Genomic DNA, 17,267 nt, shown 5'->3' with positions numbered 1-17,267 from the left:
GCAAAATAATAGAAATAATTGGAGGAAACTATATGACAAACGAAAGAAGGTATAAATGCAGGGTATGTGGCTTTGAATGGCACAGTCCTGAAAAAGAATATGAGAAATGTCCTGACTGTGAATCTGAAGACATATACACAATTTCTCTTGAGGAAGAAATTCCCAAAGCGATGGGACAACCAGGTTTAGGAAGGAGAGGAGGAAGTGGCGCACGGATGGGTGCCGGTGCTCCAAGGGTATGCAAATGCCCCCAGTGTGGTTACGAATCTGAAAAAACTCCGGGAATCCCATGCAGAACAGCTAAATGTCCCAAATGTGACACATCTTTATGCGGTGCAGAGTAAGGAGGTAACAAAAATGACCATGATTTGCGTACCTACAGAAAGCGATATAGGCCCATACGCTGAAATGTCAGCACATTTCGGTAAAACTTCTTACTTCGTCTTTGCCGAAGTTGAAAATGGAATAATTAAATGTTATGAATCTAAAAAATGTACAGGGAGACATGAAGGTGGAACTATGACCCCTGCTGAAATAATAGCAGAATCAAGTGCTGATATCTTGATCTGCGGAGGTTTGGGATCGAAGGCAATATCCATATTAACCCAAAATGGTATAACCATATTTTCAGGAGCTTCAGGAACTGTTGAAGATGTAATTAAACAATGGAACGCAGGAAAACTTTCTTCAACAAATGAGAACTCCTGTCCTAAAGACAATTAAAATCGTTTTATTTATTTTTAAATAGAAGTTCGTTTTTAATAGGTTATTGAGTAAATCTTAAAATATCTTAAAATATGCTGGTGAATTAAATGGTCAATGAACATCAAGGAAACCCTCAAGAACAACAGAAATTAGCTTTAATGGAGCAAAATATCAAAATTACAAAGAATATGAATAATATAAAATATAAAATTGCAGTTATGAGTGGAAAGGGAGGGGTTGGTAAATCCACGGTTGCTGTGAACCTGGCAGCTGCCCTTTCCAAGAAGGGATATAAAGCGGGAATCATGGATGCAGATATACACGGACCAAACGTTCCTAAGATGATGGGAGTTGAGGAAAAGAAGATTGAAATTGAAGGAAATTCATTACTGCCTGTGAAAACTGATGAAGGCATAGCAGTGATGTCCATGGCATTTTTACTTGAGTCTCATGACTCACCAATTATCTGGAGGGGTCCGCAAAAAACTGGAGCAATAAGAGAGTTTTTAGCAGATGTTTCATGGGGAAACTTGGATGTACTGATCATAGACAATCCTCCGGGAACTGGTGACGAACCATTAACCGTTTTACAGACCCTTCCATTCCTTGATGGGGTTGTTGTGGTCACCACGCCCCAGTCCGTTGCAATTGATGATGTTGAAAAATCTGTTAACATGGCCAGACAGTTGAAGATCAAAATCATTGGTGTAATAGAAAACATGTCCGGTTTTGTTTGTCCCCACTGCGGCGAAGAAACCCCAATATTTGGTCAAGGCGGCGGAGAACAAATGGCAAAATCTATGGGTATTCCTTTCCTAGGTAGACTGCCAATAGACCCTAAGGCTCCAACAGCACCAGATGAAGGATCACCAATGGTGGTTAAACACCCCGAATCAGTACTATCAAAGAAATTCCTAGAAATTGTGGGTAAAATAGAGTTTGAAATCGAGAAGTAAACCATTTAAATAGGAATAAATAGAAAGTAAAACGATTTATAAGCCATAGGTAACATATGTGTGGTATATGCTTATAAATCTCCTATAAATCCTCTATAAATCTCCCATTTTTTTGAAAAGGCCGGTAAAATGTGTATTTGTTATAGGATAATTAGAATATCAAATTACATACAATGAATCAAAGGTGTAAAATGAACCTTAAAATCCTTTACAACAATGAATCAGGCGTTAAAAATTTCATGAAAAGCTGGGGATTTTCATGTCTTGTAGAAACAGATAAAAACAACGTCTTATTTGACACAGGGTGGGATGGTAACGTATTGCTTCATAATATGGAATTATTTGATGTAAAACCTGAAAATATCCAAAATTTGGTTTTGTCCCACCAGGACTGGGATCATATAAGTGGACTGAATCACATTTTGGCTGGCACTGATTTTCCAGAAGTGTATGTTCCTAAATCTTTCTCAGAAAATCTTAAAAATGAAATAAAGAGATATTCAAATCTTTTTGAGGTTTCAAATCCAGTTGAAATATGTGAAGGAGTTTATTCAACAGGTGAACTGGGGAATGAAAAAATTGAACAATCTTTAATACTCCAAACAGTTAAGGGAGTGGTTGTTTTGACGGGCTGTGCACATCCCGGTCTTGAAAATATAATTAAAACTGCAAAAAGATTTGGGAAGATTTATGGTGTTGTAGGGGGGTTGCATGACTTACAGAGTATCGATTTTCTTGAAGAAATACCTTTTTTAATGCCATGTCACTGTACAAGGCATAAAAATGACATAAAAACAGCTTTTCCCGATAGTTATCATGAATGTGGAAACATAAGCTTTAATGAATTGAGATAATTTTTTTATTTGTGTTTGGAAATTTGGTTGGAAGTCAACTTCACCTAAAACAACCAAATCAACTGTTAAGTTATCTAAAACCAGTTTATTAGATTTTATGTTTAATTAAAATTTTTTAGAATTTGAGTTATATATTATTATACTGAATATTTTGATTTTGACAAAGAATTGAGACAAATTTAAATTTAAAAAAGCATTTAAAATGGGTGAACTAACAATTTTAAAGTTTAATTGGGCTTATTAGATGAAAATATTTTATTATAGAATAAATACAACAAAAATAAAAATAGTTAGTTTATTTATTTTTTCGAACCCCGAAGAAATTTATATATTCAATTAAATCTTCGAAGGCTATCAATTCTTTTTTAAGAACTTGTTCTTTTGTAAGCGTTCCACTCATCTCACCATCAACGGAAAGTTTTTCGGGGCCTCGCATGACTATCCTATCCACACCATCCCTAGTCAGAACCTTTTCAGCCATTTTATTATGTACAAAGGCACGTCCAGGAAATATTACAGTCTCTTTGAGCTCTTTAAGGTCCAGATTTTCAAGATCTTGCTGGGTAATTAAACATCCTATATCCTGGTCCACCGCAACAACGTTTACAAAGTCATCAGCTCCAATATTCCTAATTATTTTTTCTATAAATGGTGCTGCAGTTTTACTTGTTAATATTGTGGCTTCAGATTTAATTTCCGAAAGAATATCCAAGTATTCCTTGTTTTTATCCTTTGAAATTGCAAAAGGTGTGTCATTTTCAGGATCACAAAGTGGTGTACCTGTAACTCGAAGATTGAACTCATCGTTAACTCTTCTAACGAGTTCTTCAAACTGATTTAAGCTGTGTGGTTCTACTCCCTCCAAAATGGGTTCGTTACCTAAAATAAGACCTTGATTTCTGAAATTTGCGAACCTCATGAGTATGAACGCCTTTGCACCCCATTCTTCGAGTTTGCTGCAGGTTTCAAAGAGTTTTTCACCGTCGTTTACACCTGGAACTATTACAGACGCTGCATGAACTTCACAGCTCTCACAAAACAGCTTAAGAGCTTTCAAAGCTTCTTCAGGATTTGGGTCTCCAACCCACTCTTTCCTGAGGCCAGGATCTGTTGAAAACACCGTAAAAGTTACTTCGTTAACTCCCTGAGACATGAGGTCTTCTGCAGTCTTTGAATTGTCTATTCCTTTGCCGCTTGTATAACCAAGGTGTATGGGAAGATTCCATTGGTTTAATGCTGAAGTAACTTCTTGAAGGTAGGGATAACAACTAACGTCGCCTCCTCCGCTTATATTCACCTTGAGATCATTTTCAAGGTAGTTACCCATCATAAGGGAATTCTGGACCGAGTTTACAACCATGAAAGGAGGTATAAATTCGTTTTTTGTTTCTCTAACTCCGGTTGTGCATTTTTCACAACCAACCTTCCCTGGTGAACAATATCTACATCCAAGAGGATCGTTACCCTTTACTTTTCTGAAATAACAATATTTACAGAATCCTCTGCAGTCTTTACCAGGTATTCCACCTACATCTGCTATTATCTGCATAATACCTACTTCTTTTAATATGTAAAATAAGTAATTTTGGGTATTAAAGTACCTTAAGAACTAACTTAAACACTAGGAAACTTTTAACTTATCCTCATTTATAAATCTTTCTAATTGATTCAAGAAGAAACTTTAATAACATATAAGCCAAAGATTGAGTTCCGTATATCAAAAGAGTACTAAGAGGGTAACCTCACTGTGAACTGAATCAATAATAGTTCACAGAAATTTGTAGTACAAAAGAAATGGTGTACAAGAATTCGTAGGAGGGAAAAAATGGCAAAGTTTGAAGATAAGATCGACTTGTACGACGACAGAGGCAATCTCGTTGAAGAACAAGTACCATTAGAAGCTCTAAGTCCATTGAGGAACCCAGCAATTAAAGGGATCATTCAGGGTGTAAAAAGGACTGTAGCTGTAAACCTAGAAGGTACAGAAAACACTTTAAGGAACGCAACTGTCGGTGGAAAGGCATGTAAAATCTTAGGTAGAGAATTAGATCTTGACCTAGTTGGAAATGCTGAAGCCATTGCAGAAAAAGCAAAAGAAATTATCCAAGTTGAAGAAACTGACAACACAAACGTAAAATTATTAGCAGGTGGAAAAAGGGTACTTGTGCAGATACCAACCGTAAGGTTTGATGCAGCAGCTGAATACTCAGCAGCAGCTTCAGTAACTGCTTCAGCATTTATCCAAGCCATAATAGATGTTTGTGATGTAAGCATGTACGATGCAAACATGGTTAAAGCAGCTATTTTAGGTAGATACCCACAGACAGTTGATTATATGGGTGGAAACTTAGCAACAATGCTTGATGTGCCTCAGAAACTTGAAGGTGTAGGTTACGCATTAAGGAACATCATGGTAAACCACGTTGTAGCAACAACACTCAAAAACACAATGCAGACAACTGCTCTATCTAGCTTATTAGAACAATCAGCAATGTTTGAGATGGGAGACGCAGTAGGAGCATTTGAAAGGATGCACCTCCTCGGACTTGCATACCAAGGATTTAACGCTGACAACATGGTATTTGATTTAGTTAAAGCAAACGGTAAAGAAGGTACAGTTGGATCCGTTGTAGCTGACACAGTTGCAAGGGCTGAAGCTGACGGTGTTATAGGTGTTGAAAAAGACCTAAACGGCTTTGGACTATACGGTACAGACGACCTCGCAAAATGGAACGCATATGCAGCAGCAGGTATGACTTCTGCCGCAATGGTTAATGCAGGTGCCTCAAGGGCTGCACAGAACGTTGCTTCATCTTTACTATACTTCAATGATATAATGGAATTTGAAACAGGATTACCAGGCGTAGACTTTGGTAGGGTAGAAGGTACAGCTGTAGGATTCTCCTTCTTCAGCCACTCCATATACGGTGGTGGAGGTCCAGGTATATTCAACGGAAACCACATTGTTACAAGGCACAGTAAAGGGTTCGCTATACCTTGTGTAGCAGCCGCAATGGCCTTAGATGCAGGTACACAGATGTTTTCCCCAGAAGCAACTTCCGGATTAATAAAAGAAGTATTCAGCCAAGTTGATGCATTCCGAGAACCACTCAAATATGTAGTGGAGGCAGCAGTCAACATAAAAGATCAGGTCTAAATTAATCCACACTTGGGGGTAAGACAGTAAATGGACATTGAAATATTTCCACACAGATTGTTAAGCGCTGATACAACTGAAAGATTGTTAAATGATCTTGATAAGGTTGCAGGCGTTAAAAGAATGGTTCTACATGGACAAAGACTTCCTCCTGAAGCAGGAAACCCAGATCGCAGGATTATAATCGTCAAAGGGGAAGAAGTAGATTTACAAGTCAAAACTGGTCGAGTTTTAATGGAAATCGACGGGGAAGAGACAATAGATGAAATACGTGAAATATGTGAGGATAATCTACCCTTTGGCTACAACATACACATGGGTTTGTTCATAAGGAAACAGAAAACAGTAACAGATCAGATAAAGTATGGAGACAAACTGGACGAAGTTCCAGAAGAAATGATCGGTCTGACCGATCAAAACGCCAAACTCAGTGAAAGGGCCAAAATACTCAAGAGGAAAAAATAACATGATTGGAAAATCCACACATGTTGTAGATTGCAGAGAAACCATGGGAATGGGTGAAGGAGGAGGAATTGCCCAGAGAGGAACCTTTGCACAGTGTGGAAGTGAAGTTTTGGCAATAGCAATGTCTCCAGGACGGAGGCACATAACTAAACCTGTTTGTGAAATCACATTTGCTCTTAGGGAAGCTAACATACAGACAAGTACGCTTGTTTTAAACGCAGGATCAGGTGTTCCACAAGACGCTCCAACAGCAGGCCATGGAAGCCTTTTCGGACTCACTCCAAAGGAGATTGAGCAGATAAAACGGCACAGGGTAGTTGTTGTACACCTTGGTGGTGTGAAGCATCATATCATCTACAAGGCGAGACTGATTTTGAGGAATGTTAACAGACCTTGTGTTATCATATGTGAATATCCCGTTGACTTTGAAGATTTTGCACAGATCGGTGTCAAAACTAAAGCTGTTATGCCCGAAGAACCTAAAACTCAAGGTGAAATTGTGGACATAATAAGTGGTGTTATTAGAGGAGAAACCTGTCCCCAAGAGAAGTTGGATGAAATTATTAGAAAGGTAAGATTAGCATTAGGAGGTGCATGAATATGGCACAATATTATCCCGGAACTAGTCAGGTTGCTCAAAACCGAAGAAATTTAAGTAACCCTGATTATGAACTAGAAAAATTTAGAGAAATCTCAGACGAAGATGTTGTAAAGATATTAGGTCACAGAGCTCCTGGTGAGGAGTACCCAAGTGTACACCCACCACTAGAAGAAATGGATGAACCAGATGACGCTATAAGAGAAATGGTTGAAGCTGTTGACGGTGCAAAAGCCGGTGACAGGGTAAGATACATTCAGTTCGTTGACTCAATGTACAACGCCCCAGCTCAGCCATTCGTAAGATCAAGAGCCTACTTACACAGATACAGAGGAGCTGACGCAGGTACACTATCTGGAAGGCAGATCATCGAAGCAAGGGAAAGAGACCTTGAGAAAATCTCCAAGGAACTTCTTGAAACAGAATTCTTCGACCCAGCCCGTACGGGTATAAGGGGTCAAAGTGTTCACGGTCACTCTCTCAGGCTCGATGAAGACGGTGTTATGTTCGACATGTTAAGAAGGCAGATCCTGAACAAAGAAACCGGAAAAGTTGAAGCTGTAAAAGATCAGATCGGTGACGAGCTTGATGAACCTGTTGTTTTAGGTGAACCACTAGATGACGCTACACTTAAAGCAAAAACAACTATCTACAGGGTAGATGGTGAAGCTTACAGAGACGACAAAGACGCAGTAGAAGTACTCCACAGAATACACGTAAGAAGATCACAAGGCGGATACAAACCTGAATAATCAGGAGGTGGAATTATGGCTGATAAAAAATTTATAGACGCTCTAAATAAGAAATTCAAAGAAGACCCAGAAGAAAAGAAAACAACCTTCTACTCCTTTGGTGGATGGAAACAGTCTGAAAGGAAAAGGGAATTCGTTGAAGCTGGTAAAAAAATAGCAGCAGAACGTGGAATCCCTCAGTACAACCCAGATGTTGGTACACCATTAGGACAAAGGGTTTTAATGCCTTACCAGGTCTCAACCACAGACACATTTGTTGAAGGTGATGACCTTCACTTTGTAAACAACGCTGCAATGCAGCAGATGTGGGATGACATCCGAAGAACTGTTATTGTAGGATTAGACACAGCCCACAACGTTATAGAGAAAAGGTTAGGTAAAGAAGTTACCCCTGAGACAATCACACACTACCTGGAAACTGTAAACCACGCAATGCCTGGTGCAGCAGTTGTACAGGAACACATGGTGGAAACCAACCCTGCACTTGTTGCAGACAGTTACGTGAAAGTCTTCACAGGTAACGACGAAATAGCAGATGAAATTGACTCTGCATATGTTCTAGACATAAACAAAATGTTCCCAGAAGAACAGGCAGAAGTTCTTAAAGCTGAAGTTGGAGACGGTATCTGGCAAGCTGTCAGGATCCCAACAATAGTCTCAAGGACTTGTGATGGTGGTACAACATCCCGATGGTCTGCTATGCAGATCGGTATGTCCATGATCTCAGCTTACAAACAGTGTGCAGGAGAAGCTGCAACCGGTGACTTCGCATTTGCTGCAAAACACGCAGCAGTTATACACATGGGTACAGCTCTACCACAAAGAAGGGCAAGAGGAGAAAACGAACCTGGTGGAATCCCATTCGGTTATCTAGCTGACATATGTCAGTCCTCAAGGAAATACGCCGATGACCCAGTAAGGGTAACACTCGACGTTGTTGCAACCGGTGCAATGTTATACGACCAGATCTGGCTCGGATCATACATGTCCGGTGGTGTTGGATTCACACAGTACGCTACAGCAGCTTACACTGACAATGTTCTTGACGACTTCTGTTACTACGGTAAAGAATACGTCGAAGACAAATTCGGTGGACTATGCGAAGCACCTAACACCATGGAAACAGTTCTTGACGTAGGTTCTGAAGTTACATTCTACGCACTTGAACAGTACGAAGAATACCCAGCTCTCCTCGAGACCCAGTTCGGTGGATCACAGAGAGCAGCAGTAACAGCAGCAGCAGCAGGTTGTTCAACTGGATTTGCAACTGGAAACGCACAAACTGGTCTAAGTGCATGGTACCTTTCAATGTACCTCCACAAAGAACAGCACTCACGTCTTGGTTTCTATGGTTACGACCTTCAGGATCAGTGTGGTGCAGCTAACGTATTTGCAATTAGGGGAGATGAAGGATTACCTACAGAATTAAGAGGACCTAACTACCCTAACTACGCAATGAACGTTGGACACCAGGGTGAATACGCAGGTATAGCTCAGTCTGCACACGCAGCACGTAAAGACGCATTTGTGCTTAACCCATTGGTTAAAATCGCATTTGCTGACGACAACTTAGCATTTGACTTCTCAGAAGTACGTGCAGAGTTTGCTAAAGGTGCATTAAGAGAATTCGAACCAGCCGGAGAAAGAGATCTTATCACTCCAGCTAAATAAATAGGTGTTTCAAACACCTATTTTTTTTATTTTATTGAAAAATAAGGAGGAAATAAAATGGACCCTATGATAACAGGATTAGGTGTTGTCGCTCTCATGGGTGCTGCTGCAACAATTGCAGGAGCTGCAGAGGACTTAGAATCTGATACTGGTTCAATGAGTAACCCTAACTCTCAGGTTCAACTTGCTCCCCAGATGGGTAACCTTCACAGAATCTTCAACAAAGCTGTTTCTGGTGAACCAGTTCAGATGGGTGTACTTGCAGGTATAGCAGGTTCTGTAGCGTTTGTCCTTATGGGTGCGGTACAGTTACCAGTTATAATGTCAATAGCTGGTGGTGCATTTATAGCAGCATTATTCCATACAGCATTTGCAACAACATCTTACTTAGGAAGGATAGTGAGTGAATCCCAGTTCAATCAACCAGTATTCATGGATGTTCTTACGCAAACACTGGGACCAATAGCTGCCCATGGATTTATAGTAACATTTTGTATAGTAGGATTATCATATCTAATGACATTACCATTACAGGGCTTCGGGCACCCATTCCCAATACCACTACTAGCAGTGCTTTGGGGTATAACAATAGGTGCAATAGGTTCATCAACAGGAGATGTTCACTACGGTGCTGAAAGGGAGTACCAGACCTACCCATTTGGTGGAGGTATACCTGTCTCAATTCACGGTGACATAACCACCGAGTCTGAACTCGGCCCAAGGAACTCCATTGATGTTGTGCACTTCTGTGCAAAATTCGGAGGACCAGTCACAGGATTCTGTTTCGGTCTTATCGTGTTCCTGAGCTTCTGGACAACACTGGTGTTTGGAGCAGTAGGTGGAGTAGTTGCAGGTATCATAATAGTTTTATTACTGATAGTTCTCAACAACAGAGTAGAAGTCTTCGCAAGAGGCAGATATGGACCATATAAAGAATGAGGAGAAATAAGGAGGTTTTATGATGGATCCATTATTATTAATCGGTGCTATAACCGCTGGAGGAGTTCTTATTGGTGGAGGTGTACACTTCATACCGGTAGGTGGTGCCCCAGCAGCTATAGCAACAGCTACAGGTGTCGGAACAGGTACAGCTATGCTTGCAGCAGGTTCCGGTATGACTGGACTCATAACAGCAGCAGCAATGACAGGATCACCTTTATGGGTTATCCTTGCAGCAGGTGCTGTGGGTTCAATGATCATGCTCGACATAACCATGCTAGTAGGTAACTTCATATACGTATGGGGTGTAGGAATTGTACCTGCATCAGCAAAAGTTGAATACGACCCAATAACAAAATATCCGCAAGAAAAATATGTAACACCAGGTACTGAAGGTCACGGAATTCCAACCGTATGTTTCGTAAGTGGAACAATCGGAGCTGCCCTTGGTGGAATTGGTGGAGGATTAGTTTACTGGGCTTTATACAATGCATTGACCACAGCAGGCTTATCATACACTTCACTTGCTGCCACAACAGTAGCAGGAATATTCGCTGTTGGTATGTTCTTTGTGAACGCAGTTATTGCATCTTACAATATAGGTGGTACAATAGAAGGATTCCACGACCCTAAATTTAAGAGATTAGGACGTGGAGTATTAGCATGTCTACTTGCATCTCTTGTAGTAGGTATTTTTTCAGTACTTCTAATTAAAGGAGGTGTCTTCTGATGGCAGAAGGAAACGAAGTAAACCCTAAAAAACTATTAGCTCTTGGAGTTGTAGGTGGTCTTTTAGGTGTATATGCTACACCAATCCCAACTTTAGGACCATTATTCGCAGCAATTGGAGGTGTCTGTGCCATAATATGGGGTGCTGATGCTATAGCCAGAGTTGCAAGTTATGGTTTAGGTACAGGTGTTCCTTCAATAGGATACATGTCCCTTGCAATAGCCATAGTAGGTTCAATAGCAGGTTTAGCCGGCGCATTAATGCCAGGAGTACCAGCAATGCTTGGACCATTATTCGGTTTCGTGCTTGCAATGGTGCTTGGAGCAATAGTGGCTTTAATTGGTAAAAAAGTAGTTCATATGAAAATACCTGTACTTGTACAGTGTACAACTGAACTTTCTGGAGCAGCTGCATTATCAGTACTCGGATTTTCAGCAGCAATAGCTGGAAGTTACTCAATGTCCGCAATACTGACAGCAGTTGTATCAACAGGGTTCATAGCTCTTCTGTTCATCATGAACACCATGGCCATACAGCATCCATTCAACGCATGTTTAGGTCCAAATGAAAATCGTGTTAGAACATTAAAACTTGCTTCAGCCACTGGTTTCATGTCCATGGCAATAGTAGGTCTACTTGGAATTGGCTTATCCAAAGCATGGTGGTTAATAGCTGTAATTGGTGCTATCGCATGGTTCATCTCAATTAGAGCATTCATCCAATCATCCGAAGAGGACGCAGCATCAGTTAAATGGGCTGGATGGTGGCCAAAAGAGGGAGAACAGTAAGGAGGAACAAGAATGGTAGAAATGTTACCTTTAATAAAAATCGTTCCTGAATCAAACTTAACTCTTGACCCTTCCACAGGTATTGTGGGAGCAGCGTTAGGTAGAGAAGTTTTAATTCTATCAATGGACACCATAAACGAACAAATAGCAGAATTAGAGGTTGCCGCAGACGATATGGAGCATGCCTTAGACCCAACAACCGTCTCTCCCGGAGCTTACCCTGGAAGGGAAGGAGTTTATCTTACAGCAGGTAAACTTACAAATATGGTCTATGGATTTGTTTTAGGGCTTGTACTGCTGGTCGCCTTATTATTATAGGAGGTGTTTTACATGGCTGAAAAAAAAGCAGCATCAGAAGGATGGCCACCAGTTACGGGGGACTACGAAGTAGGCGATGTTGAGAGTCCGGTGGGTGTAGTAACACTGGGTTCACACATGGCTGACATGCCGATACAGGCAGGAGCCGCTATATCTGGTCCTTTACACACAGAAAACCTAGGTATGGAAAAGGTCATAGCAAACATAATATCAAACCCAAACATACGCTTCCTTTTAGTTACAGGATCTGAGGTTCAGGGACACATAACTGGTGCCACAATGAGGGCTCTTATGGATAACGGAGTAGACCCTGAAAAGAGGAATATTATCGATGCTCCAGGTGCAATACCTTACATCGAGAACATACCTGATGAAGGAATAGACCGGTTCCGAAACCAGCTCGAGCTCGTTGAGATGATTGACGTTGAAGATCCAGCGGCAATATCATCCAAGATCAAAGAGTGCATTGAAAAGGACCCAGGTGCGTTTGAAGAAGAAGCAATGGTCATAGAGGTCGAAGAAGAAGGCGAAGAGGAAGAAGGAGAAGAAGTAAAACCAGTAGCCCCTGAAACGGCATTAATCGAAGCAAGAATCCGTAACATACAGACTCAGGTAAAAGCAGTAGGTTCTTACCAGAGGATATTTGCAGGTATGTACGCTGGAAAAGTCCAGGGACTGGTTGTTGGTCTTGCCTTCATATTAACTCTCGGAACCATATTACTATTGAAATAATGGGGGTTCTATATGATAATATTATCAAACAAACCAAATGTTAGAGGCATTAAAAGCACTGTAAAAGATATAAAATATCGTACCCAGTTAATTGGTAGGGACCAGAGGTTATTTGCGGGTCTCACAGCAACAAGGATATACGGTATGGCTATGGGATTCATATTTGCAATGCTCCTCGTAGGCTTACCAGCAGTATGGGTATTGATGGGGGCATAATAAATGGCAGAAGAAAAAAATGTTATACCTCGAGTTATAGTCCCTGAAGATGAGTACAACAAAATAAATGAAAAACTTGACGACATAGAAAGAAAGGTTGAGTTTGACTACGGTGAAACCTCTCAGAGAATGGGTCAACAAATAGGCAGGGACATAGGTATTTTATACGGTATAATAATAGGACTAATAATCCTTTTTGTGGCCTTCAAAGTTGTAAAAGTAGGAGCAATCCTATCATCATTTGGTGGAGTCTAAATTAATTAGGAGGATTACGTATGTTTAGATTTGACAAAGAACAAGTTGTATTAGATATAGCTGGCACTAAAATTGGTGGACAGCCTGGTGAATATCCAACTGTCATAGCAGGAACCATATTTTATGGTGGACATAAAATAATCGAAGATGAGAAAGCAGGAACCTTCGACAAAGAAAAAGCAGAAGCTTTAATCAAAACACAGGAAGAAATGTCTGACTTAACTGGAAACCCACACATCGTGCACACATTCGGTGCAACATCAGAAGCGATAGTTAAATACTTAGAATTTGTGGGCGACGCTACAGACGCACCATTCTTCATAGACTCAACATCTGGAGATGCAAGAGTTGCAGGTGCAAAATACGCATCAGAAGTAGGTTTATCTGACAGGGCAGTATATAACTCCCTGAACATGGCTGCAGACGCTGACGAAATTGCAGCACTCAAAGACTCAGATATTTCAGCATCAATTGTCCTTGGGTTCAACCCAATGGAACCAGGTGTAGACGGTAAAATTTCAATCTGGGAAGACGGTGGAAACGCACTTGACCAGGGTCTTCTAAAAACAGCAGAAGACTGTGGAATAGACAAACCTCTCATGGACGTTGCTATCACACCACTCGGTCAGGGTGCAGGTGCAGCTCTAAGAACATCATTTGCTGTTAAAAGTAAATGGGGATACCCAGTAGGAAGCGGTATACACAACGTTCCATCAGCATGGGACTGGTTAAGAGGATTCAAAAAAGAAAATGAATATAACAAGAAAAAGGTATGGCCTGTTTGTGATGTAGGATCCAACCTTATGCAGATAGCTGTTGGAGGAGACTTCGTGCTCATCGGACCTATCGAGAACGCAAAAATGGCATTCTCCGCATGTGGTATGGCTGACATATTCATGGCAGAAGCTGCAAAAGACATTGGAACAGAGCCAGTGGAAACACATCCATTCTTCAAATTGCTCTAAACCAAAAATTAAAAGAAAAAAGGCGACTTTAAGTCGCCAAATAATTCTTTTCAATAAATTTTCATATTTTTTTAAATATTTTTTTAGCTTGTTTTTCAGAAATTAATTTTAAATTATGATAAAATTTCAATAATTTATTAAATGTTAATTTTATTTAATGTACCAATCTGCTAAACTTAATTTATCCCTAAAAAAATTTCCAGTGTATGAATTATTTTTCACTTTCTTAACGATTTTTAGTGTTTTTAAAAAGTTTAACCAATTCAAAAAAAATTATTTCACAAAATTTATATTTATCCTTATTTGAACCATATTCAGAGAACTATTTAATATTTCGGAGGGTTACCTTTGTCACGTTTTGGTAAATTATTCAGTATTAATTCTAAGCCAATTATGGCGAAAAGCAAGTACGTATCTATAGAAGATATAAAATCAACATCTTACATGAAGAAAACAGTTGGTTCAGGTCTGTCAATGAAACCGGACACATACTACGTGGTGGCCTCGGTGGAGCTGGGAAACACAACAACCAAGTGCATACTCACAGCCACAAACCTGAGGACAAGCCAAACATACCTTCTGGACAAGACAGTGAAAATGACCCGTGACATAAGGTCGCCTAAAAATGGTGAAAAAGTATTCGGTGAAACAGTGTGGGAGGTTGAGCTGACCAAAGAATCTGTCTCGGAAATGGTAAGAGACACCATACATGAATCCTTAAAAAGAGCCCATGTAAATATAGAAAAGGATCTGGATTTCGTTGTTCGTTCAACAGGAGTTACAGCAGGATTTGCAAGTTTAAAAGAGGTGGGTGACCTAATAATTGCCCTTGCAAACGGCTGTCTCGAGGCAGGTATACCACCACGGAAGATGGCCCCGGCAATGTCAAGGGACAACTTCCCCAAACGATTGCAGGACTACACTATGATTGACAAGATCATATTTGACGGTGCAGTTGCAAGTGTGCTGCCCCCAACAGGAAAAGCAGTGGTTGCTAACGAGATGGAAGGAGAACTCGTAACTGCCGGTATAAAGATAGGGGCCAAGTGGACTAAAGTGGACTTCAGAAACCCCTGCGTTTCAATGGACTTTGGTACAACCCTTGCCGGCCGTATAACAAACAATGATGAGCCTTACGCCCGTACAATAGGAAACTTCTGCGGGCTGGCCGGGGGAATTTCAGACTCCATAATCCGTGGAACAGAAATGGTTGACAAACGTGGAGGCGCGGCCTTGGACCTTTATAAAAGGGGTATTATAAAAGGTGCAGATTGGAAAGTTGCCAAAAAATTCGCGAAAGAGGCCCATGAATACGTTGACATAAGAAAAGTTCCAGAAGGGCGTGATAGGTTTGGAACCGTGCCTGTAGATCCTAAAGCAGCATATGCGGCAGGTACAACTTTAATAGGTTGTGATGTGGGTAAAAATGGTGATGCTATTCCAGAATTAACCAAACTTGGCCATGATATCTACGAAAGTGAAGGTATACATACATTATTTGCGACGCTGGATCACGTGAGTGCACTTGTGGTGAAGAGACTGGTTGAAGAAGCATTTGATGAGGGAGTTATAGAGGATGGATCGATGTTAGGGGTAACTGGAAGGGCAGGTATAACCGGTAAAAAACCGGAACTGATACTTGAATACGTCCAGAAATACTTTAAAAACACAATATTTGTATCAGACGCTCTTGCTATGGGTGCTGCGGTTATGGCACGGTGTATGAACTCAATGGGAACGCCAAATGTTCCGATTGGCGGTAGACAGGGCGGAGCATGCATACTCGGCCAGAGAAGGAAGCTGCAGAATCAGAAGTAACTACTTTTCTTTTTTTAATGAAGTTATAATTTTTTTTGTTTAACGCCTTGTTTTTAAAGAAAAAAACATTATTAAACAATGTAACATTATTAGCTATTTTGAGGTCATTTATTTTTTTATAAAGAAATTTATTTTTATAAAGAAGTTATTTCAAGAGTTTTCAATTTATTTTAAAAATCAAATTTATTTTAAAATTTAAAAAAACCTTTATTTTCTAAAAAAATAGAAAAAAATAGAGTAAGAAATAGGAGGCGACAAATTAAACATAAAAAAGGATTTAAAGATTCAGAAAATTAGATAAAATTAAAAAAATTAAAAATTAATAAATTAGAAGAATTTACATCTCTTCTAATCTTTTTATCCTTTCGTTCATTGGTGGATGGGTTGAAAAGAGTTTTGCAATGCTTTTGCCTCTTCCTCCGAATGGGTTCACTATGAACATGTGGGCTGTTGAAGGATTTGCATCCATCGGTCTGGCATTGACGCCCATTTCAAGTTTCCGAAGTGCTCTTGCAAGTGCCCATGGTTTACCTGAGATTCTTGCTCCACCTTCATCTGCTTTGAATTCTCTTGATCTGCTTATTGCAAGCTGTACAATTGTGGCAGCAATTGGTGCAAGTATGCTCATGAGTATCAGCCCAACAATTCCTCCAATATCATCGTTGTTTCCCCCACCACCGAAGAATGCGAAAAACTGTGCAAAATTGGCGATCCATACAATTGCCCCCGCTATCGTTGCTGCAACTGAACTTATGAGAATATCTCTATTTCTAACATGGGCAAGCTCGTGAGCTAGAACACCTTCAAGTTCATCTTTATCTAAAAGATTTAATATTCCTGTTGTGGCCGCTACAACTGCATTATTTGGGTTTCTACCCGTCGCAAATGCGTTTGGAGTTGCATTTTCAACTATTGCAACCCTTGGCTTCGGAATACCTGCACTCATTGCAAGGTCTGAGACTATTGAGTGAAGAACTGGAGCTTCCTGCTCTGAGACCATCTTTGCCCTGTACATCCTGAGCACAATTCTGTCTGAGAAGAAGTAGGATGAGAAATTCAATGCTGCAGCTAACACCAGAGCTAATAATGCCCCTAAGCTTCCCAGTCCAAATAAGGATCCTACGAAGTAACCTATGCCCATAAATAAAAATGTGAGCACGGTGAGTAAAAGTACAGTTTTAACATTTTCAAACATTTTATATCCCCACGTGATTCTTGTTGTTTAATCTCTGATGATCTAATTCTTAACTTGATAAATTTATTAGCTGATAAATCAGAAGAAATCCAAAAAAATATTTTTTTAAGCTAATTTTCAGCTACTTTTTTTATTTCAATATTTTATTCAATT

The 17,267-nt window shown here is 40.1% G+C and carries 20 protein-coding genes; 18 read left to right on the top strand and 2 right to left on the bottom strand.

Annotated elements, in window-relative coordinates; translation table 11 throughout:
* Nucleotides 1-32: 32 nt before the first annotated feature.
* The 4 genes from MSWAN_RS13150 (at nt 33) to MSWAN_RS10195 (ending at nt 2,515) form a co-directional block, all read left to right on the top strand.
* Nucleotides 33-344 (top strand): hydrogenase maturation nickel metallochaperone HypA, encoded by a 312-nt coding sequence (locus MSWAN_RS13150; protein WP_265101184.1) that lies wholly within the window; start codon nt 33-35, stop codon nt 342-344.
* Between the two features lie 13 nt (nt 345-357).
* Complete coding sequence (locus MSWAN_RS10205; RefSeq protein ID WP_013826572.1) at nt 358-723, top strand: NifB/NifX family molybdenum-iron cluster-binding protein; 366 nt, start codon at nt 358-360, stop codon at nt 721-723.
* 89 nt (nt 724-812) lie between these two features.
* On the top strand, nt 813-1,661 hold the full coding sequence (locus MSWAN_RS10200; protein WP_013826571.1) for an Mrp/NBP35 family ATP-binding protein: 849 nt from the start codon (nt 813-815) through the stop codon (nt 1,659-1,661).
* Between the two features lie 191 nt (nt 1,662-1,852).
* The gene (locus MSWAN_RS10195; RefSeq protein WP_013826570.1) at nt 1,853-2,515 is read left to right on the top strand and encodes an MBL fold metallo-hydrolase; all 663 of its coding nucleotides are present in this window, start codon (nt 1,853-1,855) and stop codon (nt 2,513-2,515) included.
* 295 nt (nt 2,516-2,810) lie between these two features.
* Here the strand turns inward: MSWAN_RS10195 and mmp10 are convergent, their stop codons facing one another.
* A complete protein-coding gene (mmp10, locus tag MSWAN_RS10190; RefSeq protein WP_013826569.1) occupies nt 2,811-4,064 on the bottom strand; it encodes a methyl coenzyme M reductase-arginine methyltransferase Mmp10 in 1,254 nt (417 codons plus the stop codon).
* Nucleotides 4,065-4,340: 276 nt separating this feature from the next.
* On the opposite strand from mmp10, the gene mcrB reads away from it, so the two are divergent.
* The 14 genes from mcrB (at nt 4,341) to MSWAN_RS10120 (ending at nt 15,919) form a co-directional block, all read left to right on the top strand.
* Entirely contained in the window at nt 4,341-5,672 is a 1,332-nt protein-coding gene (mcrB, locus tag MSWAN_RS10185; protein ID WP_013826568.1) for a coenzyme-B sulfoethylthiotransferase subunit beta, read from the top strand.
* Nucleotides 5,673-5,702: 30 nt separating this feature from the next.
* On the top strand, nt 5,703-6,137 hold the full coding sequence (gene mcrD / locus MSWAN_RS10180; protein WP_013826567.1) for a methyl-coenzyme M reductase operon protein D: 435 nt from the start codon (nt 5,703-5,705) through the stop codon (nt 6,135-6,137).
* 1 nt (nt 6,138) lies between these two features.
* Nucleotides 6,139-6,735 carry a methyl-coenzyme M reductase I operon protein C gene (gene mcrC, locus MSWAN_RS10175; protein WP_013826566.1) on the top strand — a complete coding sequence of 199 codons (597 nt, stop codon included), beginning with the start codon at nt 6,139-6,141 and terminating at the stop codon, nt 6,733-6,735.
* Nucleotides 6,736-6,737: 2 nt separating this feature from the next.
* On the top strand, nt 6,738-7,487 hold the full coding sequence (gene mcrG / locus MSWAN_RS10170) for a coenzyme-B sulfoethylthiotransferase subunit gamma (RefSeq protein ID WP_013826565.1): 750 nt from the start codon (nt 6,738-6,740) through the stop codon (nt 7,485-7,487).
* 15 nt (nt 7,488-7,502) lie between these two features.
* Nucleotides 7,503-9,158 carry a coenzyme-B sulfoethylthiotransferase subunit alpha gene (mcrA, locus tag MSWAN_RS10165; RefSeq protein WP_013826564.1) on the top strand — a complete coding sequence of 552 codons (1,656 nt, stop codon included), beginning with the start codon at nt 7,503-7,505 and terminating at the stop codon, nt 9,156-9,158.
* Nucleotides 9,159-9,215: 57 nt separating this feature from the next.
* Nucleotides 9,216-10,097 carry a tetrahydromethanopterin S-methyltransferase subunit E gene (mtrE, locus tag MSWAN_RS10160; protein WP_013826563.1) on the top strand — a complete coding sequence of 294 codons (882 nt, stop codon included), beginning with the start codon at nt 9,216-9,218 and terminating at the stop codon, nt 10,095-10,097.
* Between the two features lie 22 nt (nt 10,098-10,119).
* Nucleotides 10,120-10,827, top strand: a complete 708-nt coding sequence (gene mtrD, locus MSWAN_RS10155) for a tetrahydromethanopterin S-methyltransferase subunit D (RefSeq protein ID WP_013826562.1) — start codon at nt 10,120-10,122, stop codon at nt 10,825-10,827.
* Nucleotides 10,827-11,615, top strand: a complete 789-nt coding sequence (mtrC, locus tag MSWAN_RS10150) for a tetrahydromethanopterin S-methyltransferase subunit MtrC (RefSeq protein WP_013826561.1) — start codon at nt 10,827-10,829, stop codon at nt 11,613-11,615. Before mtrD ends, mtrC begins: the two co-directional genes overlap by 1 nt.
* Before the next feature lie 12 nt (nt 11,616-11,627).
* Nucleotides 11,628-11,933, top strand: coding sequence for a tetrahydromethanopterin S-methyltransferase subunit MtrB (mtrB, locus tag MSWAN_RS10145; protein ID WP_013826560.1), 306 nt, complete (start codon nt 11,628-11,630; stop codon nt 11,931-11,933).
* Nucleotides 11,934-11,945: 12 nt separating this feature from the next.
* The gene (gene mtrA / locus MSWAN_RS10140; protein WP_013826559.1) at nt 11,946-12,665 is read left to right on the top strand and encodes a tetrahydromethanopterin S-methyltransferase subunit A; all 720 of its coding nucleotides are present in this window, start codon (nt 11,946-11,948) and stop codon (nt 12,663-12,665) included.
* A 12-nt stretch (nt 12,666-12,677) separates the two neighbouring features.
* Nucleotides 12,678-12,881, top strand: coding sequence for a tetrahydromethanopterin S-methyltransferase subunit F (gene mtrF, locus MSWAN_RS10135; protein ID WP_013826558.1), 204 nt, complete (start codon nt 12,678-12,680; stop codon nt 12,879-12,881).
* A gap of 3 nt (nt 12,882-12,884) precedes the next feature.
* Nucleotides 12,885-13,136: a tetrahydromethanopterin S-methyltransferase subunit MtrG gene (gene mtrG / locus MSWAN_RS10130; RefSeq protein WP_013826557.1), complete on the top strand. Its 252-nt coding sequence runs from the start codon at nt 12,885-12,887 to the stop codon at nt 13,134-13,136.
* Between the two features lie 20 nt (nt 13,137-13,156).
* On the top strand, nt 13,157-14,101 hold the full coding sequence (mtrH, locus tag MSWAN_RS10125; RefSeq protein WP_013826556.1) for a tetrahydromethanopterin S-methyltransferase subunit H: 945 nt from the start codon (nt 13,157-13,159) through the stop codon (nt 14,099-14,101).
* Nucleotides 14,102-14,449: 348 nt separating this feature from the next.
* A complete protein-coding gene (locus MSWAN_RS10120) occupies nt 14,450-15,919 on the top strand; it encodes a methanogenesis marker 14 protein (RefSeq protein ID WP_013826555.1) in 1,470 nt (489 codons plus the stop codon).
* Nucleotides 15,920-16,256: 337 nt separating this feature from the next.
* Here MSWAN_RS10120 and MSWAN_RS10115 read toward each other — a convergent pair whose 3' ends face one another.
* On the bottom strand, nt 16,257-17,114 hold the full coding sequence (locus tag MSWAN_RS10115; RefSeq protein ID WP_013826554.1) for a zinc metalloprotease HtpX: 858 nt from the start codon (nt 17,112-17,114) through the stop codon (nt 16,257-16,259).
* Nucleotides 17,115-17,267 lie beyond the last annotated feature (153 nt).

The sequence above is a fragment of the Methanobacterium paludis genome (genome assembly GCF_000214725.1).
GTDB lineage: Archaea > Methanobacteriota > Methanobacteria > Methanobacteriales > Methanobacteriaceae > Methanobacterium_C > Methanobacterium_C paludis.
The sequence above is the reverse complement of the archived record's forward strand: the minus strand, read 5'-3'. Positions and strand labels throughout refer to the sequence as shown.